20 protein-coding genes and 1 pseudogene are annotated in these 23635 nt (G+C 66.0%); 1 reads left to right on the top strand and 20 read right to left on the bottom strand.

The window, feature by feature from the left end; genetic code table 11:
* Window positions 1–33: 33 nt before the first annotated feature.
* A pseudogene (locus tag FB562_RS13960) lies at window positions 34–354 on the bottom strand (pyruvate kinase alpha/beta domain-containing protein); the annotation flags it as partial.
* Window positions 355–573: 219 nt separating this feature from the next.
* Here FB562_RS13960 and FB562_RS05325 point away from each other — a divergent pair.
* Window positions 574–1206 carry a hypothetical protein gene (locus tag FB562_RS05325; RefSeq protein ID WP_141880193.1) on the top strand — a complete coding sequence of 211 codons (633 nt, stop codon included), beginning with the start codon at window positions 574–576 and terminating at the stop codon, window positions 1204–1206.
* A 610-nt stretch (window positions 1207–1816) separates the two neighbouring features.
* On the opposite strand, the gene pyk is transcribed toward FB562_RS05325, so the two are convergent.
* The 19 genes from pyk to FB562_RS05225 form a co-directional block, all read right to left on the bottom strand.
* Window positions 1817–3271, bottom strand: a complete 1455-nt coding sequence (gene pyk / locus FB562_RS05315; protein ID WP_141880192.1) for a pyruvate kinase — start codon at window positions 3269–3271, stop codon at window positions 1817–1819.
* A 103-nt stretch (window positions 3272–3374) separates the two neighbouring features.
* Window positions 3375–4829, bottom strand: coding sequence for a glutamate synthase subunit beta (locus tag FB562_RS05310; protein ID WP_141880191.1), 1455 nt, complete (start codon window positions 4827–4829; stop codon window positions 3375–3377).
* Window positions 4822–9414, bottom strand: coding sequence for a glutamate synthase large subunit (gltB, locus tag FB562_RS05305; protein ID WP_141880190.1), 4593 nt, complete (start codon window positions 9412–9414; stop codon window positions 4822–4824). The genes FB562_RS05310 and gltB overlap by 8 nt, the downstream gene beginning before the upstream one ends.
* 130 nt (window positions 9415–9544) lie before the next feature.
* Entirely contained in the window at window positions 9545–10600 is a 1056-nt protein-coding gene (lgt, locus tag FB562_RS05300; RefSeq protein ID WP_425459816.1) for a prolipoprotein diacylglyceryl transferase, read from the bottom strand.
* A 21-nt stretch (window positions 10601–10621) separates the two neighbouring features.
* A complete protein-coding gene (gene trpA, locus FB562_RS05295) occupies window positions 10622–11422 on the bottom strand; it encodes a tryptophan synthase subunit alpha (RefSeq protein WP_141880189.1) in 801 nt (266 codons plus the stop codon).
* Window positions 11419–12645, bottom strand: coding sequence for a tryptophan synthase subunit beta (trpB, locus tag FB562_RS05290; RefSeq protein ID WP_141880188.1), 1227 nt, complete (start codon window positions 12643–12645; stop codon window positions 11419–11421). Before trpB ends, trpA begins: the two co-directional genes overlap by 4 nt.
* Complete coding sequence (gene trpC, locus FB562_RS05285; protein WP_141880187.1) at window positions 12645–13418, bottom strand: indole-3-glycerol phosphate synthase TrpC; 774 nt, start codon at window positions 13416–13418, stop codon at window positions 12645–12647. The genes trpB and trpC overlap by 1 nt, the downstream gene beginning before the upstream one ends.
* Window positions 13419–13423: 5 nt before the next feature.
* The gene (locus FB562_RS05280; protein ID WP_141880186.1) at window positions 13424–13654 is read right to left on the bottom strand and encodes a DUF6704 family protein; all 231 of its coding nucleotides are present in this window, start codon (window positions 13652–13654) and stop codon (window positions 13424–13426) included.
* A 62-nt stretch (window positions 13655–13716) separates the two neighbouring features.
* Window positions 13717–14313: a Trp biosynthesis-associated membrane protein gene (locus FB562_RS05275; RefSeq protein ID WP_141880185.1), complete on the bottom strand. Its 597-nt coding sequence runs from the start codon at window positions 14311–14313 to the stop codon at window positions 13717–13719.
* On the bottom strand, window positions 14314–15834 hold the full coding sequence (locus tag FB562_RS05270; RefSeq protein WP_141880184.1) for an anthranilate synthase component I: 1521 nt from the start codon (window positions 15832–15834) through the stop codon (window positions 14314–14316).
* Window positions 15827–16201, bottom strand: a complete 375-nt coding sequence (gene hisI / locus FB562_RS05265) for a phosphoribosyl-AMP cyclohydrolase (RefSeq protein WP_141880183.1) — start codon at window positions 16199–16201, stop codon at window positions 15827–15829. The genes FB562_RS05270 and hisI overlap by 8 nt, the downstream gene beginning before the upstream one ends.
* A gap of 43 nt (window positions 16202–16244) precedes the next feature.
* Entirely contained in the window at window positions 16245–17006 is a 762-nt protein-coding gene (gene hisF, locus FB562_RS05260) for an imidazole glycerol phosphate synthase subunit HisF (protein WP_141880182.1), read from the bottom strand.
* Between the two features lie 13 nt (window positions 17007–17019).
* Window positions 17020–17859, bottom strand: a complete 840-nt coding sequence (gene hisG / locus FB562_RS05255) for an ATP phosphoribosyltransferase (protein ID WP_141880181.1) — start codon at window positions 17857–17859, stop codon at window positions 17020–17022.
* A gap of 42 nt (window positions 17860–17901) precedes the next feature.
* Window positions 17902–18165, bottom strand: coding sequence for a phosphoribosyl-ATP diphosphatase (locus FB562_RS05250; RefSeq protein WP_141880180.1), 264 nt, complete (start codon window positions 18163–18165; stop codon window positions 17902–17904).
* Window positions 18166–18191: 26 nt separating this feature from the next.
* Window positions 18192–18566 (bottom strand): FKBP-type peptidyl-prolyl cis-trans isomerase, encoded by a 375-nt coding sequence (locus FB562_RS05245; protein ID WP_141880179.1) that lies wholly within the window; start codon window positions 18564–18566, stop codon window positions 18192–18194.
* Between the two features lie 28 nt (window positions 18567–18594).
* On the bottom strand, window positions 18595–19257 hold the full coding sequence (gene rpe, locus FB562_RS05240) for a ribulose-phosphate 3-epimerase (RefSeq protein ID WP_141880178.1): 663 nt from the start codon (window positions 19255–19257) through the stop codon (window positions 18595–18597).
* Between the two features lie 9 nt (window positions 19258–19266).
* Window positions 19267–20670: an RsmB/NOP family class I SAM-dependent RNA methyltransferase gene (locus tag FB562_RS05235; protein WP_246081344.1), complete on the bottom strand. Its 1404-nt coding sequence runs from the start codon at window positions 20668–20670 to the stop codon at window positions 19267–19269.
* Window positions 20667–21611: a methionyl-tRNA formyltransferase gene (fmt, locus tag FB562_RS05230; protein WP_141880177.1), complete on the bottom strand. Its 945-nt coding sequence runs from the start codon at window positions 21609–21611 to the stop codon at window positions 20667–20669. The genes FB562_RS05235 and fmt overlap by 4 nt, the downstream gene beginning before the upstream one ends.
* Window positions 21612–21627: 16 nt before the next feature.
* Window positions 21628–23634 (bottom strand): primosomal protein N' family DNA-binding protein, encoded by a 2007-nt coding sequence (locus FB562_RS05225; protein WP_185740462.1) that lies wholly within the window; start codon window positions 23632–23634, stop codon window positions 21628–21630.
* Window position 23635: the final 1 nt, after the last annotated feature.

Below are 23635 nucleotides of genomic sequence, written 5' to 3'. Positions count from 1 at the left end.
GGAAGCTGTTCACGCCGTCGCCTGAAGACGCGACTACTTCGCGGGCTTCTCCCACACGGGAGCAGCGGCGTTCTTCGCGTCACCCACGCTGTGCACGCGCAGATCGTTCGTCGAGCCCGCGATTCCGGGAGGGGAACCGGAGATCACGATGACCTTGTCGCCCTCCTCAGCAAGCCCGTTCGCCAGCAGAATCTCATCGACCTGCTTGGACATCGAGTCCCTGTGAAGCCCAGGATCGGGATGCCGTTGCGCACCCGGGTCACCCAACTCGATGAACATGCACAAGAACTTCGCCGCCGCGAACTCGGCGACCTCGGCTGCAGCGAGGGTGATGGCGCCGCCCTGGGTGCGCGGCTATGAATTCTTGTCCGGATGCGACGTTTGGCCACCGGCCTCTAACCAAACAACACCAGTTCCACTCGTTGGCAGTTCAAAAAGAGGGGGGTGGACGGCGCGGTCTATTGGTTGGTACATCCGCTGAGGGGTCAATATTGACTAATTCTTCTCACGGAAAGAGAGATCGTGATGAAACGAAGTGCCCGGATAAACACTATCGTAGGCGGGCTTGCGCTGGTGAGCGTTGTTGCCATCGGCGGTCCGGCGAGTGCGGGGGTTTCCTACTCGTCGGGCACCGCGGATTCCGTACCAAGTTCGAAAATAATAGGCATTCCAAACGGCGATGGCAGCACTCTCTTCACGACCGACGGCCTTGAACTCACGGTCTTGCCGGCCGCCGGGCCAGAGTTGTCAGAAGCAGAGTTAAGTGTGCTGGCACCGTCGATGGGATGCACTATGAATGTTCAGTATGTACATGGATCCCACCACGTTTCGGGAACGATAAACGGCGTGGCTGTTTTTACTTGTACCGTCGCCCCTGGGAGCTTGACGGCCTCGTACTCTCTTATAAGGGTGTCGCCGAACTATCAGCAGTGGGGCGCAGCTCCGAAGAACATCATTCCCGGCAACAAGACCCTCCAGATCAATAGAGCCGTCCCGTGCGATGAGGGGCCCGGAGTATTTCAAGGCTGGGCACAGGGTATACTCGCGCCCCCGCCAGGTTATGTGCTCAGCGGGCCCGCAACGAACAAGGGATTCGGTCTCACTCAGCCAGTCGCGTGCGGGCTTGCCCGCGTCGCAGTAGATCGCGAAACACTGAGTAGTGAAGACATCGCTGTCATCTTTGTTCGCTCTGATCTGGCCGTGTAACGGCACACACCTGCTGGGATCGTTCTATTCCGGCCAGTAGCCTCATGTCCGCTCGAGGAGAGATGGGAAGGAGGAACGTCCCCTTCAGCCTTTCCGAAGTCGGCTTGTGGGAAACTTGGATCCGGCGCGGCTCGCGCGCTGGGAACTGGGACTTAGCCAAGGCCTCCTAAGTCTTATCAAGTTTCTCGCTGTCATTGGGATTACTACCCAGTAATCGGAGTAGCCCAGACCTTCGTGGGCTGTCGAATGATCGATGAGATTCATCATCCGTCTCAGCGAAAACTTCGAACCGGCGGCCATCTACGTGCTCGTCAACCCACTTCAGAACCTCGGCGACGCTCGATACTTTGGTCAGTGCGAACGCCTCCAAATTCCAGGCCTGCCCTGGGCGGGGCCGCTCCCAGAAGTTCACGCGATAGTTGGGGTGATCCGCGAGATAACGAGGCTCGGCATGAACCGTTTCGAGTGCATCCACACTCGGGAGTGTATAAGCAATGGGGACAAAATGTGTTGCCGACGCCACCTCGTTATGCATTCTGAACGTAACAGCGCTGAGCCGCCGATGGCGTGACCGGGCACGAGCCCGGCCACGCCATCGACCGCAGAAACGCTACTTCGAGTCCTTCGCCGCCCACACGGGTGCCGCCGCGTTCTTCGCGTCGCCCACGCTGTGCACGCGCAGGTCGTTCGTCGAGCCCGCGATTCCGGGAGGGGAACCGGAGATCACGATGACCTTGTCGCCCTCCTCAGCAAGCCCGTTCGCCAGCAGAATCTCATCGACCTGCTTGAACATCGAGTCGGTGTGCTTCACCCGGTCGACGAGGAAGCTCTGCACACCCCAGCTGAGCGACATGCGACGCAGGATGTTGGCCGATGGTGTGAAGCCCAGGATCGGGATGCCGTTGCGCAGGCGGGTCATGCGCCGCACCGAGTCACCAGACTCGGTGAACACGCACAAGAACTTCGCCCCCACGAACTCGGCGACCTCGGCCGCAGCGAGGGTGATCGCGCCGCCCTGGGTGCGCGGCTTCGTGCCGAGCGGCGGAACCCGGTCGAGGCCGTGCTCCTCAGTCGAGCTGATGATGCGGGCCATCGTCTGAACCGTCACGACGGGATACTCGCCGACGCTGGTCTCACCGCTCAGCATGACCGCATCCGCACCGTCGAGAACCGCGTTCGCGACATCCGATGTCTCGGCGCGGGTCGGGATCGGGCTCGAGATCATCGACTCAAGCATCTGCGTGGCCACAATGACCGGCTTCGCCATGCGGCGACACAGCTCGACAGCGTGCTTCTGCACGATCGGCACCTGCTCGAGCGGAAGCTCGACACCCAGATCACCGCGAGCGACCATGATGCCGTCGAAGGCGTCGATGATGCCCTCGAGGTTGTCGACCGCCTGCGGCTTCTCGATCTTGGCGATCACGGGAAGGCGGATGCCCTCCTCGTCCATGATCTCGTGCACGCGCACGACATCCTCCGCATTGCGCACGAAGGAGAGGGCGATGTAGTCGGCGCCCAGCTTGAGGCCCCAGCGCAGGTCATCCTCATCCTTCTCGGACAGCGCCGGAACGTTCACAGCGACACCGGGTAGGTTGATGCCCTTGTTGTTGGAGACATTGCCAGCGACGACGGTCTCAGTCGTCACCGTGGTGCCATCGGAGGAGATCGCGCGAAGCTTCACGCGGCCGTCGTCGATCAGCAGGGTATCGCCCGGCTTCACATCGCCCGGGAGGCCCTTGTAGGTGGTGCCGCAGATCTCCTTGGTGCCCTCGACCTCGTCGGTCGTGATCTTGAAGATGTCGCCGACCTCAAGGAAGTGGGGGCCGTTGGAGAACTTGGCGAGTCGGATCTTGGGGCCCTGCAGGTCGACCAGAACGGCGACCGGCTTGCCGACGGCATCCGCCGCCTTGCGTACCTTTTCGTAGATCTCCTCGTGCACGGCGTAGCTGCCGTGGCTCAGATTCATACGAGCGACATCAACACCTGCTTCGATGATGGCCCGAATGTCTTCGTAGCTGGACGTCGCCGGTCCAAGTGTGGCGACAATCTTTGCGCGTCTCATTCACATCTTTCTGTCGGATCCGACGAAATTAGTCGGCTAGGGAACAGCCTAGGGGTCAGGATGCCGTGGTCGGCAAACCGGCCCACGGCATCCATTCTGGCGGTCACAGCGATATCGGTCGATCCGTCGGACGGACCGGGGCGGGAAGCAGCGTCTCCCCCTCAAGGAAGCGGTCGACCTCGGAGGCCACAGCGCGGCCCTCCGCGATCGCCCAGACGATCAGGGACTGACCGCGGCCGGCATCGCCAGCCACGAAGACACCCGACTGCTCGGTCTCGTAGGTCGAGCCGCGAACCGGGGTACCGCGGTCGAACTGCAGCTCGAGCTGCCCCTCCAGATCCTGGCTCTCGGCACCCGTGAAGCCGAGTGCGAGGAGCACGAGATCCGCAGGGATCTCCCGCTCCGTTCCCGACTTCGGCACGCGACGGCCATCGACGTACTCGGTCTCCGCGACACGGATGGCCCGCACCTCTCCGACCTCGTTCGACAGGAACTCGACGGTCGAAGCGAGGAAGGCCCGCTCGCCACCCTCCTCGTGGGCGCTCTGCACCTCGAAGAGAGTCGGCGCGGTCGGCCAGGGCTGGTGCTCCGGCCGCTCGCTGGGCGGCTGCGTGCCGATCGCGAGGTTCGTGACCGAGAGCGCGTTCTGACGGTGCGCTGTGCCGATGCAGTCTGCACCTGTGTCGCCACCGCCCAGCACGACGACATGCTTGCCCTCGGCCGTGATCTGGTCGACGACTCGATCGCCGGCGCCGACCCTGTTCTGCTCGACCAGATACTCCATCGCGAAATGCACGCCTGCGAAGTCGCGGCCCGGGATGGGGAGATCGCGCGGAACGGTCGCCCCTGTGGCAATGACCACCGCGTCGTAGCGTTCCCGCAGCTCGCCCCAGCCGATGTCGACGCCGATGTTCACACCGGCACGGAAGCGGGTGCCCTCAGCCTGCATCTGCTTGAGCCGCTGGTCGAGCACCTTCTTCTCCATCTTGAAGTCCGGGATGCCATAGCGGAGCAGGCCCCCGATACGGTCGTCGCGCTCGAAGACGGCGACAGTGTGCCCGGCGCGGGTGAGCTGCTGGGCAGCGGCGAGGCCGGCAGGGCCCGAGCCGACGACGGCGACGGTCTTGCCCGTGAGTCGCTCGGGCGGGTGCGGCACGACCCAGTCGTTGGCCCAGGCCTGGTCGATGATCGACACCTCGACCTGCTTGATCGTGACGGGCGGCTGGCTGATGCCGAGCACACAGGAACTCTCACACGGGGCGGGGCACAGCCGACCCGTGAACTCGGGAAAGTTGTTCGTCGCATGCAAGCGCTCGACCGCCTGCTGGCCCTCGCCACGACGCATGAGATCGTTCCACTCGGGGATCAGGTTTCCGAGGGGGCAGCCCTGATGACAGAACGGAACGCCGCAGTCCATGCAACGACCCGCCTGGCGTCGGAGGGTCGCGGCATCACCCTGCTCATAGACCTCTTTCCAGTCCATGAGTCTGAGCTCCACGGGGCGACGCGCAGGAAGCTCCCTCGAACGGGTCTTCAAGAATCCCTTCGGATCAGCCACCAGTCACCTCCATGATTCGTTCCCAGACGACGTCGCCGTCAGGATCCAGCCCTTCATCGATTGCCGCCTCGCGGGTCGCGAGCACCGCGGCGTAGTCCCTCGGCATGACCTTGACGAAGCGTCTGGCGGTCTCGTCGATGTCTGCGAGCATCCGGGCTGCAACGGTCGAGCCGGTCTCGTCGAGATGCTGCTGCAGCATGTCGACGAGGATCGCGATGTCACCGCTTCCGAGCGGCTGCAGCTCGAGCTCTCCGCTCGTGAGCGACTCCCGGTTGACGCGCTCCTCGCGGAGCTCGTACACGTAGGCGGTGCCGCCCGACATGCCGGCGCCCAGATTGCGCCCCGTCGTGCCCAGGATGACAGCCAGGCCGCCCGTCATGTACTCGAGTGCATGGTCGCCCACACCCTCGACCACGCCGGTCGCGCCGGAGTTGCGCACCAGGAAGCGTTCGCCGACCCGGCCCCGGATGAACATGGTTCCCTGGGTCGCGCCGTAGCCGATGACATTTCCGGCGATGACGTTGAGCTCCGCGGGGAACACGCTCTCCCGGTCGGGGCGCACGATGACACGCCCGCCCGAGAGACCCTTGCCCACATAGTCGTTGCTGTCGCCCTCGAGTCGGATGGTGATTCCCGGTGGCAGGAAGGCGCCCAAGGACTGCCCGGCCGAACCGCGCAGGCGCACCTCGATCGTGTCGGAGGGCAGACCCATCTCGCCGTGACGTTTGGTCACCTCGTGACCGAGCATCGTGCCGACGGCCCGCTCGGTGTTGCGGATCGGGAGCTCGATCGAGACGTGCTCTCCCCGTTCGAGAGCGGAGGTCGAGCGGGCGATCAGCTCGACATCGAAGTGCCGATCGAGTTCGTGGTCCTGACCGACCCTGTTGCTGAGCGGCTCGTCGTCGGCGAACTTCGGCCCGACGAGGATGGGTGTCAGGTCGAGACCGTCTGCCTTCCAATGACGGATGGCGCCGTCGAGGCCGAGCACCTCGCGGTGGCCGATGGCCTCCTCGAGAGAACGGAAGCCCAGCTCGGCCAGATACTCGCGCACCTCCTGTGCCAGGAACTCGAAGAAGTTGACCACGTACTCAGCCTTGCCCGTGAAGCGCTCTCGCAGTTCCGGGTTCTGGGTGGCGACACCGACAGGGCAGGTGTCGAGGTGGCAGACGCGCATCATGATGCAGCCGGAGACCACGAGCGGGGCTGTGGCGAAGCCGTACTCCTCCGCGCCCAGAAGGGCGGCGACGATGACGTCACGACCCGTCTTGAGCTGACCGTCGACCTGCACGACGACGCGGTCACGCATCCCGTTCAGCATGAGCGTCTGCTGGGTCTCGGCGAGACCGAGCTCCCACGGCGTGCCCGCATGCTTGAGCGAGTTGAGCGGGCTCGCACCCGTTCCGCCATCGTGGCCTGAGACGAGCACCACGTCGGCGAGGGCCTTCGAGACGCCGGCCGCGACCGCGCCGATACCGCTCTGGCTCACGAGCTTGACGTGCACCCGGGCAGAGGGGTTCGCGCGCTTCACATCGAAGATGAGCTGCTTGAGATCCTCGATCGAATAGATGTCGTGGTGCGGCGGAGGCGAGATCAGACCGACTCCGGCCGTGCCGTGCCGGGTTCGCGCGATCCACGGGTACACCTTGCCCGCAGGCAGCTGGCCGCCCTCACCGGGCTTGGCTCCCTGCGCCATCTTGAGCTGGATGTCCGTGGCATGCGTGAGGTACATGCTCGTCACCCCGAAACGGCCGGATGCGACCTGCTTTATCGCGCTCCGACGCTCCGGGTCGAGCAGCCGGTCGTTGTCCTCGCCACCCTCCCCCGTGTTGCTGCGGCCACCGAGCCGATTCATGGCGATCGCAAGGGTCTCGTGGGCCTCCTTGCTGATCGATCCGTAGCTCATCGCACCGGTGTTGAACCGCTTGACGATCGAGGACACCGGCTCGACCTCGTCGATGGGAACGGCGGGGCGGGCACCAGAGTTGAGAGTGAAGAGGCCGCGCAACGTCATGAGATCGTGGGCCTGATCGTCCACGAGCTTCGTGTACTCGCGGAAGATGTCGTAACGGCGAGTGCGCGTCGAATGCTGCAGGCGGAAGATGGTGTCGGGGTTGAACAGGTGCGGAGGCCCCTCCCGGCGCCACTGGTACTCACCACCCGTCGCGAGGCGCTCGTGGGCCGTCGAGACGCCCTCCTCGGGGTAGGCCGAGTAGTGGCGTGCCAGGGTCTCCGCCGCGATCGCCTCGATTCCGATACCGCCGAGCTTGCTGGTCGTACCTGTGAAGTACTGGTCGACGAATTCCTGCGAGAGCCCGACCGCCTCGAAGGCCTGCGCGCCGACATAGGAGCCGACGACCGAGATGCCCATCTTGGACATGATCTTCAGGACACCCTTGCCGAGGGCCTTGATCAGATTGTGGACGGCGACCTCGGGATCGATGCCCGTGATGGTGCCGTTGCGGATGAGCTCTTCCGCAGTCTCCATGGCGAGATAGGGATTGACCGCGGAGGCGCCGTAACCGATGAGCAGGGCCACGTGGTGGACTTCCCGCACATCGCCCGCCTCGACGATGATGCCGACCTTGAGCCGGTTCTCGCGGCGGATGAGATGGTGGTGGACCGTTGAGAGGAGCAGGAGGGAGGGGATGGGAGCCAGGTCCTTGTTCGAATCCCGGTCCGAGAGCACGATGAACTTGGCGCCGCGTTCGATGGCGTCGTCGACCTCGTCGCAGATGGCGGCGAGGCGGTGTGTTAATGCGGCCTTGCCCTCGTCGAAGCGGTACAGCCCGCGAATGGTCGTCGTGGTCCTGCTGCCCGGCGAAGAATCGATGTGCTGGATCTTGGCCAGCTCATCGTTGTCGATCACGGGGAAGTCGAGCACGATCTGGTACGCATGCTCGGGGGTCGCGTCGAGCAGGTTTCTCTCCGGCCCGAGGCCGCCCCGCATCGAGGTCACAACCTCTTCACGGATGCTGTCGAGCGGCGGATTCGTCACCTGCGCGAACTGCTGGGTGAAGTAGTCGAATAGCAGCCGCGGGCGCTCCGAGAGCACCGCGATGGGCGTGTCGGATCCCATGGCGCCGATCGGCTCGGCCCCGTTCTCGGCCATCGGGTGGATGAGGATGCGCACCTCCTCCTCCGTGTAGCCGAAGGTGCGCTGACGCCGGGTGACCGAAGCCGGTGTGTGCACGATGTGCTCGCGCTCGGGCAGATCGTTGAGGTTGATGCGGCCCTCGTCGAGCCACTTCTGCCACGGCTGGGAGGCCGCGAGCTGTCCCTTGATCTCGTCGTCCTCGATGAGCCTGCCGGCCTCGGTGTCGACGAGGAACATCTTGCCCGGGCGCAGGCGGCCCTTGCGGACGATCCTGCTCGGCTCGATCTCGAGGACACCGATCTCGCTCGCGAGCACGACTAGGCCGTCATCGGTGATGAGGAAACGCCCCGGGCGCAGCCCGTTGCGGTCGAGTGTCGCACCGACGAGGATGCCGTCGGTGAAGACGAGCGCGGCCGGTCCGTCCCACGGCTCGATGAGCATCGAGTGGTACTCGTAGAACGCGCGGAGGTCGGGGTCGATGTCGGTCTGCTTCTCGTAGGCCTCCGGAACCATCATCATCATCGCGTGCGGCAGGCTTCGGCCCGCGAGGGTGAGAAGCTCCACAACCTCATCGAAGGAGGCGGAGTCGCTGGCGCCGCCGCTGACGATCGGGAGCAGCGGGGTCAGATCGCCGAGGGCGGCGGACTCGAGCTGCGACTGACGGGCGCGCATCCAGTTGCGGTTGCCCTGAACGGTGTTGATCTCACCGTTGTGGGCGATCATGCGGAAAGGCTGCGCGAGTGGCCACGACGGGAAGGTGTTCGTCGAGTACCGCGAGTGCACGAGCGCAAGACGGGAAGTGAAGCGCTCATCGGAGAGATCCGGGTAGAACGGCTCGAGCTGCAGCGTCGTCACCATGCCCTTGTAGACGAGGGTGCGACAGCTGAGCGACGGGAAATAGGCCCCAAGCGTGCGCTCGGCGCGCTTGCGCAGACGGAACGACAGCCGATCGAGAGCGATCCCCGACAGGAGTTGGCCATTGTCACCGAGGCGTGCCGACTTCAGGAACAGCTGCTCGAACGACGGCATCGCCTGACGAGCAAGATTGCCGAGCTCGCCCGGCTGCACCGGCACCTCGCGCCAGCCGAGAACCTCGAGGCCCTCCTCTGTGGCGAGCGTCTCAATGCCGGACTTCTGCGCGTTGCGTGCCTCGGCATCCGTCGGCAGGAAGGCCATTCCGACGACATAGCTGCCCACCTTGGGCAGCTCGAAGTCGACGACCGCCCGCAGGAAGGCATCCGGAATCTGCGTGATGATGCCTGCGCCGTCACCGGTGCCGGCATCCGAGCCGATCGCGCCGCGGTGCTCAAGATTGCGCAGCGCATCCAGCGCCGTCGTGACGATGTCATGGCCCGGCGTGCCGCGCAACGTGGCGACCATGGCCAGCCCGCAGGCATCGCGCTCCTGGCTGGGGTCGTACAGACCGGTTGCCGCAGGAATCGTGCTGAAAGGAGAAGACACGAACGGCGAAACAGGGGTCGGAGAAGTCATGGGGACCGTCCTCGAGAGTGAAACAGCGGGACGTCGATGGCCCTGATGGACTCCCTCGATTCTCCGGCGGAGTCGCCGTCATGAATCAGGGTTTTGTACCGGTCTCGCTTGTGGCGGCCCGAAAGGGTTGTTAGACCACGGACTTCTCGTGATGGTCTGCTACGGCCTTGTAGTCGTCATCGTCATCCGTGTAGGTGTCGTCAGAGTGTACAACACCTGAAGGGCTCCACTCCTTGCCCGACACGTACGGGCTCGGCTCGAGCCCCGGATGACGACGCGCCTGGATCACGAGGATGAGCAGACCGACGACGACCGCAGCGATCGCAGCCCACACATTGGTGCGGATGCCGAAGTAGATCTCGCTCGGATCGATGCGGATCGACTCCCAGACGGTGCGGCCAAGCCCGTACCAGATCAGGTACAGCCCGAGGAGGCGGCCCCACTGGAAGCGATACTCCTGCTGGCGGATCCGCTTCACCGATGCACCGGCGACCGTTTCGGAGACGACGCGGATGCGACGCTCGACGATCAGCAGAACGGCGACGCCCAGCAGGTTCCAGATCACCTCATAGAGGAACGTGGGGTGGAAGAGTGTGCCCTCGGGCAGGCCCGCAGGGAACGCAGGATTGTCGGAGGAGATCTCGAGGCCCCAGGGCAGATCGGTCGGCAGGCCGAAGAGCTCATTGTTGAACCAGTTGCCGAAGCGGCCAAAGGCCTGCGCAAGAAGCAGCCCGGGTGCGAGGGCATCGGCGAACGTCCAGAACCGAACACCCGTGATCCGGCAGCCGATCCAGGCGCCGACAGCACCACCGATGAGGGCGCCGAAGATGGCGATACCGCCCTCCCACACGTACAGCACGGCCAAGGGGTCGGTGCCGGGTCCGAAATAGTCGGCCGGATGTGTGAGCACATGGAAGATGCGTGCGCCGATGATGCCGAGGGGCACCGCGAAGAGGCTGATGTCGACAACGACCCATGGCTCCGCCCCGCGGGCGGTCAGCCGGCGATTCGTCAGCCAGGCCGCAGCGAAGATGCCGATGAGGATGCACAGGGCATACGCATGGATGTTGATGTCGAAGTTGAACCAGCTCAGGCCGATGTCGCGAAGCCACTGGCCGAGATTGAATACCCGCCACTCATCGCTGGGGCTGGGGATGCTCAGGGGCGCGAACACTCTGGTGGTCACCTTTCGTGGTACTGCGGGGAACTAGACAAGACTAGTGCCGGATGTCAGGGAGGATGTCGTGCGCGCAAGCTCGCGCACTCCCCCGTCTCCGAGCGCCTTGACAAGGGCGGTGCCGACGATGGCGCCATCCGCATATTCGAGTACCCGGCTGACCTGGTCGGCGTTTGAGATGCCGATGCCCACACAGGTGGTCGAGGAGCCGGCCTCGCGGAGCCGATCGACGAGGGTGCGGGCCGCAGCATCAAGATCGGTGCGCAACCCGGTTATGCCCATGGTGGAGACCGCATAGACGAAACCGCGGGTCGCCGCGACCGTCTCGCGGAGGCGCGCATCCGTCGAGCTGGGGGCGGCGAGGAAGACGCGGTCGAGCCCCGTGCGCTCACTCGTGGCGATCCAGTCGAGAGCCGAGTCGGGCGTGATGTCCGGCGTGATCAAGCCGGAGCCGCCCGCGGAGACGAGGGCGTCGGCGAAACGGTCGACGCCGAACTGAAGCACAGGATTCCAGTACGTCATGACGAGCACGGGAATGTCGACACGCGAACGGATGGCCTCGACAGCGGTGAAGACATCGCGAAGCCTGAAACCGTTCGAGAGCGCCTGCTGGGTCGCACGCTGGATGACGAGCCCATCCATGACCGGATCGGAGTACGGGACGCCCAACTCGAGCACATCGGCGCCGTTCTCAGCGAGGGCCACCGCCGCGTCGATGCTGGTCGCAAGGTCGGGGAAGCCGACCGGGAGATAACCGATGAATGCGCCGCTGCCTGCAGCCTTGCGCCGGGCGATCACGTCGGAGACGGACAGGGGTGTCGAGGCGCTCATTCCTGGCGGGCTCCTTCATCGAAGAGGTCGAACCAGCGGCCGGCCGTCGCGACGTCCTTGTCTCCCCTGCCGCTCAGGTTCACGAGGATGATCGCATCCGGGCCGAGCTCCTTGCCCAGCTTGAGGGCGCCCGCGAGGGCGTGCGCCGACTCGATCGCCGGGATGATGCCCTCGGTACGGCTGAGCAGCATGAGCGCATCCATCGCCTCCGTGTCGGTCGCCGGCAGATATGTCGCCCTGCCGATGTCTGACAACCAGGCGTGCTCTGGGCCCACACCGGGGTAGTCGAGCCCTGCTGAAATCGAGTGCGACTCGATCGTCTGCCCGTCCTCGTCCTGAAGCAGATAGCTGCGGGCGCCGTGCAGGATGCCGGGGCGGCCACGCTCGATCGACGCAGCATGCCGCTCTGTGTCGATGCCGTCACCGGCCGCCTCGAAGCCGTACAGCGCGACATCCGGATCGTCGAGGAAGGCATGGAAGATGCCGATCGCATTGGAACCGCCGCCGACACAGGCCGCAACCGCGTCAGGAAGCCTGCCGGTCAGCTCGAGGACCTGAGCGCGAGCCTCCTCGCCGATGATCTTCTGGAAGTCGCGCACCATGGCGGGGAACGGATGCGGGCCCGCAGCCGTGCCGAAGACGTAGTTCGTGGTCTCGACAGAGGCGACCCATTCGCGGTACGCCTCGTTGATCGCATCCTTCAGGGTGCGCGAGCCGGTCGTCACCGACACGACCTCGGCACCGAGCAGACGCATTCTGGCCACGTTGAGGGCCTGTCGCTGCGTGTCGACCTCGCCCATGAAGATGGTGCAGTCCAAGCCGAACAGGGCCGCGGCCGTCGCCGTCGCGACACCGTGCTGCCCCGCGCCCGTTTCGGCGATCACCCGGGTCTTGCCCACGCGCTTCGTCAGGAGTGCCTGACCGAGCACATTGTTGATCTTGTGCGAGCCCGTGTGATTGAGGTCCTCACGCTTGAGGATGATGCGGGCGCCGCCGGCATGGGCGGCGAAACGCGGCACCTCGGTGATGATCGACGGGCGACCCGTGTAGCTGCGGTGCAGTTCCGCGAGCTCCGCCTGGAACTCGGGGTCTGTCTTCGAATGCTCGTAGGCAGCCGTGATGTCGTCGATCGCCGCGATGAGGGACTCTGGCATGAAGCGCCCGCCGTACTCGCCGAAGAAGGGGCCGTTCTCATCGCGGAGGCCTGTTGTGGGCTCCCCCATCAGACTGCCAAGAACTCTCTGAGCGTGCTCACGGGATCTCCCTGTGTCGCCAAGGCCTCGCCGACGAGGACGACGTCGGCTCCGGCATTTCTGTAGTGCGTGATGTCGGCCGCCGACTTGACCGCAGACTCTGCGACACGGATGACCCCGGACGGGATGCTGTCGGCGAGCGTGCCGAACAGATCCTGGTCAAGCTCGAAGGTGCTGAGGTTGCGGGCGTTGACGCCGAGAAGCGCGGCGCCGGCGTCGAGCGCGCGCTCGACCTCGTCTGCGCTGTGGGTCTCGATGAGGGCGGTCATGCCGAGCTCGCGGATGAGCGAATGCAGCGACACGAGATCGGGCTGGTCGAGCGCCGCAACGATGAGGAGCACGATGTCGGCTCCCGCTGCCCGGGCCTCGAAGACCTGGTAGGGGTCGGCCACGAAGTCCTTGCGAAGCACAGGAAGCGACACCGATTCGCGAACAGCCTCGAGATCGGCCAGCGAGCCGCCGAAGCGACGCTCCTCGGTGAGGACGCTGATCGCACTCGCGCCGCCGATCTCATAGGAGACGGCGAGAGCAGCGGGATCGGGGATCTCAGCCATGACGCCGCGCGAAGGACTCGCGCGCTTCACCTCGGCGATGATCTTCACACGGTCGGCAGGAGCGAGTGCCTCCAGAGCGTCAAGAGCCGCAGGCCGGGCAAGAGCCGCAGCCTCGACCTCGACGAGAGGACGTGCCTCACGACGACGTTCGGCATCCTGCAGGGAACCGGAGACCAGATCTGCCAGCACCGCTGTCAGTGATCCTTGGGCGCGAAGCGCGACCCGCCGACGCCATAACCGGCCTTGGCGAGCACCCAGCCGGCGATGAGCCCAACGAGCAGCAGGCCGCCGGATGCGATGACGAGCGCCGGCATCTCCAGCCAGAAGAAGGTGGTCCCGAGGACGAAGGCGACAAGCATGATGACGACAGCGGTCCACGCCGCCGGTGAATTGCCGTGCCCGGGATCTGAAATGTCGTCGCTCACTGAAACTCCTTCTGGGGACCCGCGCATGCTGAAGTCACGGGTGCTGTACCGATGGCCCAAGCCTATCGTGCGTCGGGCTCGCCCGTCGGATCCTCGCCGTCGCTGAGGCTGTCCCAGTCGGAGACCGCGCCGCGCGGAGCATCCGCAGATTCGAAACGGGTCGCCTGGTACTTGCGACCGGAAACGGGCCACCGAGTCGCCGTCGCGAGGACGACGACGCCGAGGGCCACCATCAGGCCACCGGCGATGACCGCCACGGCAGGCCACGGAGTCGTCTCAATCGCGGTGGTCACAGCTGCGAGCGACTCCGCCCCATCGATCCCGGTCGCGTCCGTGATGAGAGGGGCCACGGCTGCAGCGGGAGCGGCGAGAGCGAGAACACCCGAGAGGATCAGGCACGCCCCGATCAGGGCCTCAAGCACGGCCAGCACGATACGGAAGAACGGGCCAGCGATGGCAAGAGCCGCGACGAGCGCGAGCGCGGAGAGGCTGAGAGCGGCGACGGCGGGAGCCGCGGTCTCCCCCGTGACCTCGATCACGTCGCGGTGCGACTCCGAACCCCCGAGGGTGACGAGGAACCACGGCATCGTCCAGGCCATAAGGCCAAGCCCCGCGAACAGCACGCCCGCGATGAGACTGCTCGATTTGATCCGACGCATCTAGCGCACCCTCTTCATGGCGTTCGCCACGGCCACCGCCCGCAGAGGTGCCGCCGCCTTGTTTCGTGCTTCGAGATGCTCGGTCGCCGGATCGGAGTCGGCAACGAGCCCGGCACCGGCCTGGACGCGGGCGACACCGCCCGAGATCGTGGTCGTGCGGATGGCGATGGCCAGATCGAGATCGCCGGAGAGGGAGAAATAGCCGACCACTCCCCCGTAGAGCCCCCGCTGGGCAACCTCGAGTTCGTCGATGATCTCGAGTGCCCGCGGCTTCGGCGCGCCCGAGAGGGTGCCCGCCGGGAACGTCGCCCGGAACACCTGCAGGGGCGTCACCCCGTCACGGAGATCGCCCTCGACGCTCGAGACCAGGTGCATGATGTGGCTGTAACGCTCGACCTGCATGAACTCGGTGACCTCCACCGAGCCCGCATCGCACACCTTCTGAAGGTCGTTGCGGGCGAGATCGACGAGCATGAGGTGCTCGGCTCGCTCCTTGGGGTCACCTAGGAGCTCGTCGCCGAGGGTGACATCCTCTTCAGGGGTCACCCCCCGCGGACGCGAGCCCGCGATCGGATGGCTGAACACCCGGCCGTCCTCCACCTTGACGAGCGCCTCCGGTGAAGAACCGACGACCCACACCGGCTCGCCCTCCGGCGACACCAGCGACAAGAGGTACATGTACGGGCTCGGATTGAGGGTACGCAGAACACGGTAGACATCGATGGGCTCCGCGGTCACCTCATGGTCGAAGCGCTGCGAGATCACCACCTGGAACACATCGCCGTCACGGATGTACTGCTTCGAGCGCTCCACAGCCGCGTGGAAGTCCGCCTCCTGGATCCGCGGCGTCGGCGTCGCGGCAAGTGTGAGGTCGACATCGGCCAGCCACGCCTCGGACGGGCGACCCAGCCTCTGTTGCAGCGCGTCGAGTCTGGCGTTGGCCGACTCCCAGAGCTCGTCTGCGGCATCCGCCCCGTCATTGATCGCCGCGGCGATCAGCAGGACCGAACCCGTGCGGTGATCGAGAACGGCGAGCTCGGAGACGAAGGAGAGCGCCTGGCCCGGAATGGCGTAGTCGGACGGCGGAGCATCCGGAAGTCGCTCGATCTGGCGCACGGCATCCCAGCCGATGAATCCGACGAGCCCGCCCGTGAGCGGTGGATGCCCGGGAATCTTGGGCGTGGCCCAGCGCCTGTGCAGATGGTCGATAGCCTCGAGCGGAGCCGAGGGGGCATCCGGACCGAGGGCGCGCTCGGCCGAGAGACCGTAGTCGAGCCAGACGGCCGCATCATCCTGCTGTGTGAGAACCCCGAAGGAGGAGACCCCCACAAAGGAGAAACGCGACCAGATTCCGCCCTGCTCGGCGGACTCCAGAAGAAAGGTGCCCGGGCGGCCCTCGGCGAGCTTGCGATAGATGCCGACGGGTGTCTCGCCATCAGCGAAGACCTCCCTGATGACCGGGATGACGCGATGGTCGCCGAGGAGAGTGTCGAACTGCTCCCTGCTCGTCGTGTCACGCATCCGGCTGCTCCTGCACACCGACGACGGGATCCAGCGGGGTGACATCGAAGCAGCGGCGCGCACCCGTGTGGCATGCCGGGCCGACCTGCTCCACCGTGACGAGAAGCGCATCCTGGTCACAGTCCAGGGCCGCGCCGCGAACGTACTGCACATGACCCGAGGTGTCGCCCTTGCGCCAGTACTCCTGCCGGGACCGAGACCAGAACGTCACCCGACCCTCGGTGAGCGTGCGGCGCAGAGCCTCGGCATCCATCCAGCCGAGCATCAGCACCTCGAGGGTGTCGTGCTGCTGGATGATCGCAGGCATGAGCCCGTTGGGGTCGAAGGAGGCGCCGGCAATCACGGCGTCGACATCGGTGATGGTCATCCTCATCAGTCCTTAGGTGTTGCCCTCTCGGGTGGCGACGGTCTCAGCGTACGGGGAAGCCCGCAGCTCCGAGGCTCTGCTTGACATCGCCGACCGTGAGTTCGCCGTTGTGGAACACGGATGCCGCGAGCACGGCATCGGCGCCGGCCGCGACAGCAGGCGCGAAATGCTCGAGGGAGCCCGCCCCTCCGCTCGCGATCACCGGCACGCGGCTGATCTCCCGCACCGCGGTGATCAGTTCCAGATCGAAGCCGGCCTTCGTGCCATCGGCATCGATCGAGTTCACGAGGAGTTCCCCCGCGCCACGCTCGATCGCCTCGGCAGCCCAGGCAAGGCCGTCGAGTTCGGTCTCCGTGCGTCCTCCGTGCGTGGTCACAACAAAGCCGGACGGTGTGCGCTCGGAACGTTTGAGGTCAAGGGAGAGCACGAGTGCCTGCGATCCGAAGCGGTCGGCGATCTCCGAGAGGAGGTCTGGCCGCGCGATCGCAGCGCTGTTCACCCCGACCTTGTCGGCGCCATGACCCTGCAGGCGGGCGACATCCTCCGTCGAGCGCACGCCTCCGCCGACGGTGAGCGGGATGAAGACCTGCTCGGCGGTCGCACGGACGACGTCGTAGGTGGTCGAACGGTTGTCGACCGTCGCCGTCACATCGAGGAATGTCACCTCGTCAGCGCCCTGTTCGTAGTAGCGGCGGGCGAGTTCGACGGGATCGCCGGCATCGCGCAGATTGAGAAAGTTGACCCCTTTGACGACCCGTCCGTCGGCGACGTCGAGGCACGGGATCACGCGAATCGCAATGGACATCGCCTGCGACCCCTTAGAGCCGCGCCGCGTGGATCGGGCTGACCAGGATGGCCCTGGCTCCGAGCGCATACAGGCTGTCCATGACCTGATTCATCCCCACGCGCTTCACCATGACCCGCACCGCGACCCAGTTCTCATCCCGAAGAGGAGACACCGTCGGCGACTCGAGACCCGGCGTCACCGCCGTGGCCTGCTCGAGCAGCTCCGCGGGAAGGTCGTAATCCATGATCACGTACTGCCGCGCCACGAGGACGCCCTGAAGCCTCCTGTGAAGCGTGGAGATGCCCTCGATCGTCGGATTGGCGCTGATCAGCACCGCACTCGACTCGAGGATGACCGGGCCGAAGATCTGCAGGCCCTGGGCTCGCAGGGTCGAGCCCGTCGACACGACGTCGGCGACAGCATCCGCAACTCCAAGCTTGACGGCCGATTCGACCGCACCATCGAGCGTCACGAGGGTGGCCGAGACGCCATGGCGGGAGAGGAAGTCGCCCACAAGACCCGGATAGCTGGTCGCGACGCGGACGCCCTCCAGATCGGAGAGCTCGGCGAACTGCCCTGCCGGCCCGGCGAAGCGGAACGTCGAATCGGCGAAGTCCAGGTTCGCGATCTCCTGCGCACTGGAGCCGGAGTCGAGAAGCAGATCGCGCCCGGTAACACCGACATCCAACGCGCCGGAACCCACATAGGTCGCGATGTCGCGCGGACGGAGGTAGAAGAACTCCACATCGTTCAGCGGATCAGCGACGGTGAGGGCACGGGGATCACGCCGACCGGCATAGCCGGCCTCCCGAAGCATCTCGGATGCGGTCTCGGCCAGTGAGCCCTTGTTGGGCACTGCTATGCGAAGCATTGTCTTCTCTCTGGAGATGGATGATCGAGCAGGGGCGGATGCTCAGAGATGTCGGTAGACATCCTCGGTGCTCAGACCCTTCGCGATCATCAGCACCTGCACGTGGTAGAGCAGCTGCGAGATCTCCTCTGCAGCCTCGTCATCCGTCTGGAACTCGGCGGCCATCCAGACCTCCGCAGCCTCCTCGACGATCTTCTTGCCGATGGCGTGTACGCCGGCGTCGAGCTCCGCGACCGTGCCCGAGCCCTCAGGGCGGGACAGAGCCTTCTCGGAGAGCTCCGCAAACAGATCGTCGAACGTCTTCACAGGCTCAAGGTTACTAGTCGCAGGGACTAGCTCACGCCGAGCAGGTCGATGACGAAGATGAGGGTGCGACCAGAGAGCCTGTGCCCGGAACCGGCGGGGCCATAGGCGAGGTGCGGCGGGCAGACGAGCTGGCGACGACCGCCGACCTTCATGCCCGGGATGCCCTGCTGCCAGCCAGCGATGAGACTGCCCAGCGGGAAGTTGATGGACTGGCCGCGGCTCCAGGAGGAGTCGAACTCCTCGCCGCTCTCGAGGTCGACACCCAGGTAGTGCACGTCAACGGTCGAGCCGGGGAGCGCCTCGGCACCCGTGCCCACCTCGACATCGGTCACGACGAGGTCGTCGGGTGCATCGCCGTCGAAGAACTCGATCTCGGGCTTGGTCCTGTTGAATTCGCTCATTCCCCTATCCAAGCAGAATCCGGGATGCTCAGTGCGCGTGCGTCGTCGCGGCGGCACGGAGCGCGGCGATCTGCGCGGCGGGATCGCCTGCGCCGAACACGCTGGAGCCCGCGACGAAGGTGTCGGCCCCCGCCTCCGCAGCCACCGTGATCGTCTGCTCGGTCACACCGCCGTCAACCTGCAGCCACACGTCGAGGCCCGACTTCGAGACGGCGCCCCGCAGCAGCTCCAGCTTCGGCATCGTCTCGTGTATGAATGACTGGCCCCCGAAACCCGGCTCGACCGTCATCACCAGGACCTGATCGAACTCGTGCAATAGCTCCAGGTAGGGTTCGACGCGGGTTCCCGGCTTGAGGGCGATCCCCGCACGGGCACCGATCTCTCGGAGCCGGCGCGCAAGGGCGACCGAATCGCTCGCCGCCTCGGCATGGAAGGTCACCGAATAGGCGCCCAGCTCGGCGTAACCCGGCGCCCAGCGATCCGGATCGTCGATCATCAGATGCACATCGAGAGGGATCGTCGACACCTGCTGGATGCGCTCGACCATCTGCGGCCCGAACGTGAGATTCGGAACGAAATGGTTGTCCATGACGTCGACATGCACGAGATCGGCGTCGGAGATGGCGCCGAGGTCACGCTCCATGTTCACGAAATCGGCCGACAGGATGCTCGGATTGATGCGCACGGTCATGGAACGAGCCTAGCGATCGACGGAGACGCCAGCTTTGCGCAGCAGGCAGATGAACATCGCATCCGTGCCGTGCCGATGCGGCCACAGCTGCACGCTGCCGTCAGACTCCCCCAGCTCGAGCGGCGACGCCGTGACCCCGGCAAGCACAGCAGGGGTGTCGAGGCGGGACATCTCCGGATGCTGCTTCAGCGCGGAGTCGACGACGAGACGCGTCTCCGCCAGATGGGGCGAGCAGGTGACGTACGCGAGCGTGCCGCCGGGCTTCAGCGCGCGGATACCCGACTCGAGCAGCTCGGCCTGCAATCCGGAAAGTTCCGGAACATCACGTGGCTGCTTGCGCCAGCGAGCCTCCGGGCGACGACGTAGTGCGCCGAGGCCGGTGCACGGCGCATCGATCAGGATGCGATCGAAGTGCTCCGGATGCGAGGAACCGAAGGTGCGGCCATCCCGCACCGTGACCTGCGGAGGATCGGCGAGCACCTCAAGGGCCTTGCGCACGAGGCCTGCGCGGGTGGGAACAACCTCGTTGGCGACCAGCCGGGCACCCATACGTGCTGCCTCAGCTGCCAGAAGCGCGGCCTTGCCGCCGGGGCCGGCGCACATGTCCAACCACTGCTCGCCCTCAACCACGGCAGAGGACCTGCTGAGCGCAAGGGCAGCGAGCTGCGACCCCTCATCCTGAACGCGTGCACGCCCCAGTCGCACCTGCTCGATTCGATTCGGGTCGCCGCCCTCGACAACGGCAGCGAGAGGAGAGAAAGCCGACGGCGTCGCCCCATCAAGCTGGGAAACGGTGGAAAGCCCAGGAAGGGCCACGAGAGACACCCGAGGCGCCACATTGTCGGAAGCGAGCAGCTCATCGAGTTCGTCCGCCCTGTCCTCCGCGGCAAGCGCCTGACGGAACGCCCGGACCACCCACACCGGATGCGAGAACTCGACCGCTCTGCGATCATCTGCGGAACGAGGAACGGCGAGGACCCGCTCCTCCCACTCCGCAGGGCTCGTGCGGGTGACGGTGCGGAGCACGCCGTTGACGAAACCCGTGGCCGACTGCGACGCCACCTCCCGCGCCTGCGAGACGGCCTCATCGACCGCGGCGTGCGGCGCCGTTCTCATCGACAGCAGCTGGTGCACGGCCAGACGGAGCACGTCGAGCACAGGAGCGTCGATTCGATCGACGCCGCGGCCGGCGGCGAGCTCGATGACCGCGTCATAGTAGCCCTGCCTGCGCAGGGTGCCGTAGCTCAGCTCTGTGGCGAGTGCCGCATCCGCAGTGTCGAGCTTGGCCCGTTCGATCTTGACCGGCAGGAGAAGGTTCGCGTAAGCATCCGACTCCCTGACCGCGGAGATGACCTCGAAGGCGATGCGACGCGCCGGCTGCACAGGGACGGCCTTGCCGCGACGCGAGTTCACGAGCCCACCGCCGCACCATCGACGTCGAACGCCGCAGGGGCACTCGCCGGGCGACCGCGCCACCACTCGGCCGCAAGCATCGCACGCTTGCCCGCAGCCTGGACCTCGAGCAGCTCGATCGGTTCGTCACCCGTGCCCACGATGACCCGGCCGTCGCGATTCTCGAGCACGCCCGGAGCCAGCGGCGCGTGCTCACGGGCCGGTGCAGCCTGGTGGATCTTGAAACGCTCGCCCTGCAACAGGGCGAAGGCGCCCGGCTCCGGCGTTACGCCGCGGATGCGCGAGAGCACCGTCGAGGAATGCTGCGCGAAGTCCACAAGGCCGTCCGCGAGCCGCAGTTTCGGGGCAAGGGTCACATCGCCACGCTGCGGCTCCGCCCGAGCCGTGCCCTCCGCCAGCGCCGAGACGACACCCGCGAGCAACTCGGCGCCGCCATCGGCGAGAGAGTCGAGCAGATGACCCGCCGTCTCATGGGAGCCGATGCGCTGCGAGAAATGGCCGTAGACATCCCCCGCATCGAGTTCTTCGACCAGACGGAACACCGTCGCCCCCGTGATCTCGTCGCCCGCCATGATCGCACGCTGAACAGGAGCCGCCCCACGCCAGCGCGGCAGGAGCGAGAAATGAAGATTGATCCAACCGAGGGGCGGCGTCGACAGGAGTGGTTCGCGAAGAAGGCCGCCATAGGCGACGATCACGCCGAGCTCCGGCTCGAGGGCCGCAATCTGCTGTGCGACCGCATCATCGAGCCGATTGGCGCGAATGACCCGGATGTCCGACTCCTCTGCCGCCACGGCCACAGGCGTCGGGGTGAGCACCCGGCGGCGCCCCTGAGGAGAATCCTCCCTCGTGAGAACGGCGGCCACCTCATGGTCGGCAGCGATGAGCGCCCGAAGGCTGGGGACGGCGACAGCGGGAGAGCCGGCGAAGATCAAACGCATAGTGGAAACAGCACCTCTAGTCCGCGAACGGTTCCGTGTCATCGAATCGGGCTTTAAGTCTAGGCAGTGCGCCGGCGGAGCCCTTACCGGGAGGGACGCGCTTGCGGCGGCTCGTCGCTGTGCGGATGATCTCGGCCTTCATGGCGGAGGCCACCTCTGCGCCCACGCCGTAATCGAAGCGCACGATCGACCGGAGGCCATCGGGGTTCTCCACCGGGCCCAGCACATCGACGCCCCGAAGGGATTCGACGGCCAGGACAGAGCGCTCGACCGCTTCCGGAGAGCCGGTGATCGTCGCCACCCGGACAGCGGGAGGAAACCGCAGGCGCCGCCTGTCGGCGAGCTCATCGCGGGCGAAATCGGCCAAACGCCAGGTGGCCAGGGCCGCGGCGATCCGGCCGCCGACACCGACGAGCACCGTCGGCGCGCCAGGCGCGGCGAGGGCGATCGCGTTGGCCCACCACCGAAGGCAGTCCTCGGCGACCCGCAGGCTCTCGCGGGCCAGCATCCTGTCGCCGTCGAGCAGGAGGACGCCACGGTAGCCACCGTCGGCGATCGGCTCCGCCCCGCGCGTGGCGACGACGAGAGCGGTAGCAGCCCCGACCGTGGTGACCACACGGTCGCCGTCCGCGATGATCACCTTGATACCGGGGAAGGCACGACCGAGGTTCTCGGCCGTTCGAACCGAACCCTGCCCCACGAGCCGCAGGCGTGTTCCCTCGCACAGCCGGCATGACCACGACGTGGCAAGTGCCCCGCACCATTGGCACGCGGGCGTCGCCGAAGCACTCCGCTGCGCCAGCGGACCCTCACACGCGGAACAGCGCGCAGAGGCACGGCACGACTCACAGGCGAGCTGGGGCGCATAGCCAGGACGGGCCACCTGCACGAGAACAGGCCCGTGATCGAGGGCCTGACGCATCTGCTTCCACGCGGTCGACGGAATGCGCGCGGCAGCCGTGTGCGGGCCGACCTCGTCCTGCGACAGCGTCGGGATCACCTTGGGCAGATAGACGCGCTCGGTGGCCAGCACACCGAGCCAACCGAGCTCGACCAGACGCTGAACCTCGCTGCTGCGAGCATGAGAGACGAACATGAGTGCGCAGTCCTGCTGCTCCTGCCGGAGCAGCGCGGCATCCCTCGTATGGATGTGTGGCGACAGCGGCTCGGAATGGAGGCCGTCGCCGTCATCCCAGACAGCGATCAGCCCGAGCCTAGCGGCCGGTGCATACAGCGCGGAGCGATTGCCCACGATGACCAGCGGGGTGCCCCCCCGGCAGCTCAGGATGCTCCTGTAGCGATCTGGATTCGACTGCTGGGCATCCATCCGCACAATGCGTTCAGCCGGGAGCACAGCTTCGAGAGCGATCAGCAACTGCTCGCGATCGCGATAATCGGGAACCGCCAGAATCGCGCTGCGCTCCCCCGCCAAGGTCTGGCTGGCTGCGGCAGCCATCGTGACAGCCCAGTGCCCGACCCAATGGGTTGTGCCATCTGTGCGGGAGTCGACGGGGACGAGCCGCGGCACAGCATCAACGGCGACCCGCTCGCCTCCGCTCACGACCTCGGCGAGGCGACCCGACACGAAGTCCGGCGCATCCACCGGCGTGATGGGAGACGGCGTAGGCGCAGGTCGCCCCGCCGCGAGCCAGGCCTTCTCGACACGCACCTGACGCTTCGGGATGGCGAGCCTCAGGACATCGCTGGCGACCCCGGCCGCACGATCCGCCAGACGACGTGCAAGGTTCCAGACCTCCGGGGCGAGGACCGGAACGACCGAGATCACGTCCTCGATCTCGCTCAGCGCACCCTCGTACTCGCCGCTGGCCGCTACCTCCACGACGTAGGCATCCGCAATTCGACCCGCGGACCGCAATGGAACCCGCACCCTGACGCCGGGCACGCAGTCCTCTGCGAACGCCGCAGGGATGCGGTAGTCGAACAGGCGATCGAGCTGCGGAAGCGGCGAGTCGATGACGACCCGGGCGATGGCGGCCGAGCCCGATGCGGTCCCGACCCCCACT

The sequence above is a fragment of the Homoserinimonas aerilata genome, from assembly GCF_006716125.1.
In the GTDB taxonomy this organism is placed as follows: Bacteria; Actinomycetota; Actinomycetes; order Actinomycetales; family Microbacteriaceae; genus Homoserinimonas; species Homoserinimonas aerilata.
This window is presented reverse-complemented; position numbering and strand designations above follow the sequence as displayed.

Excerpts from the sequence above, each read along its gene's own strand:
- trpA (WP_141880189.1), bottom strand. The coding sequence starts at position 11,422 with ATGAGCGCCTCGACACCCCTGTCCGTCTCCGACGTGATCGCCCGGCGC.
- pyk (WP_141880192.1), bottom strand. The coding sequence starts at position 3,271 with ATGAGACGCGCAAAGATTGTCGCCACACTTGGACCGGCGACGTCCAGC.
- FB562_RS05270 (WP_141880184.1), bottom strand. The coding sequence starts at position 15,834 with ATGCGTGACACGACGAGCAGGGAGCAGTTCGACACTCTCCTCGGCGAC.
- hisF (WP_141880182.1), bottom strand. The coding sequence starts at position 17,006 with ATGTCCATTGCGATTCGCGTGATCCCGTGCCTCGACGTCGCCGACGGA.
- trpB (WP_141880188.1), bottom strand. The coding sequence starts at position 12,645 with ATGGGGGAGCCCACAACAGGCCTCCGCGATGAGAACGGCCCCTTCTTC.
- gltB (WP_141880190.1), bottom strand. The coding sequence starts at position 9,414 with ATGACTTCTCCGACCCCTGTTTCGCCGTTCGTGTCTTCTCCTTTCAGC.
- hisG (WP_141880181.1), bottom strand. The coding sequence starts at position 17,859 with ATGCTTCGCATAGCAGTGCCCAACAAGGGCTCACTGGCCGAGACCGCA.
- hisI (WP_141880183.1), bottom strand. The coding sequence starts at position 16,201 with ATGACCATCACCGATGTCGACGCCGTGATTGCCGGCGCCTCCTTCGAC.
- FB562_RS05245 (WP_141880179.1), bottom strand. The coding sequence starts at position 18,566 with ATGAGCGAATTCAACAGGACCAAGCCCGAGATCGAGTTCTTCGACGGC.
- fmt (WP_141880177.1), bottom strand. The coding sequence starts at position 21,611 with ATGCGTTTGATCTTCGCCGGCTCTCCCGCTGTCGCCGTCCCCAGCCTT.
- FB562_RS05275 (WP_141880185.1), bottom strand. The coding sequence starts at position 14,313 with ATGCGTCGGATCAAATCGAGCAGTCTCATCGCGGGCGTGCTGTTCGCG.
- rpe (WP_141880178.1), bottom strand. The coding sequence starts at position 19,257 with ATGACCGTGCGCATCAATCCGAGCATCCTGTCGGCCGATTTCGTGAAC.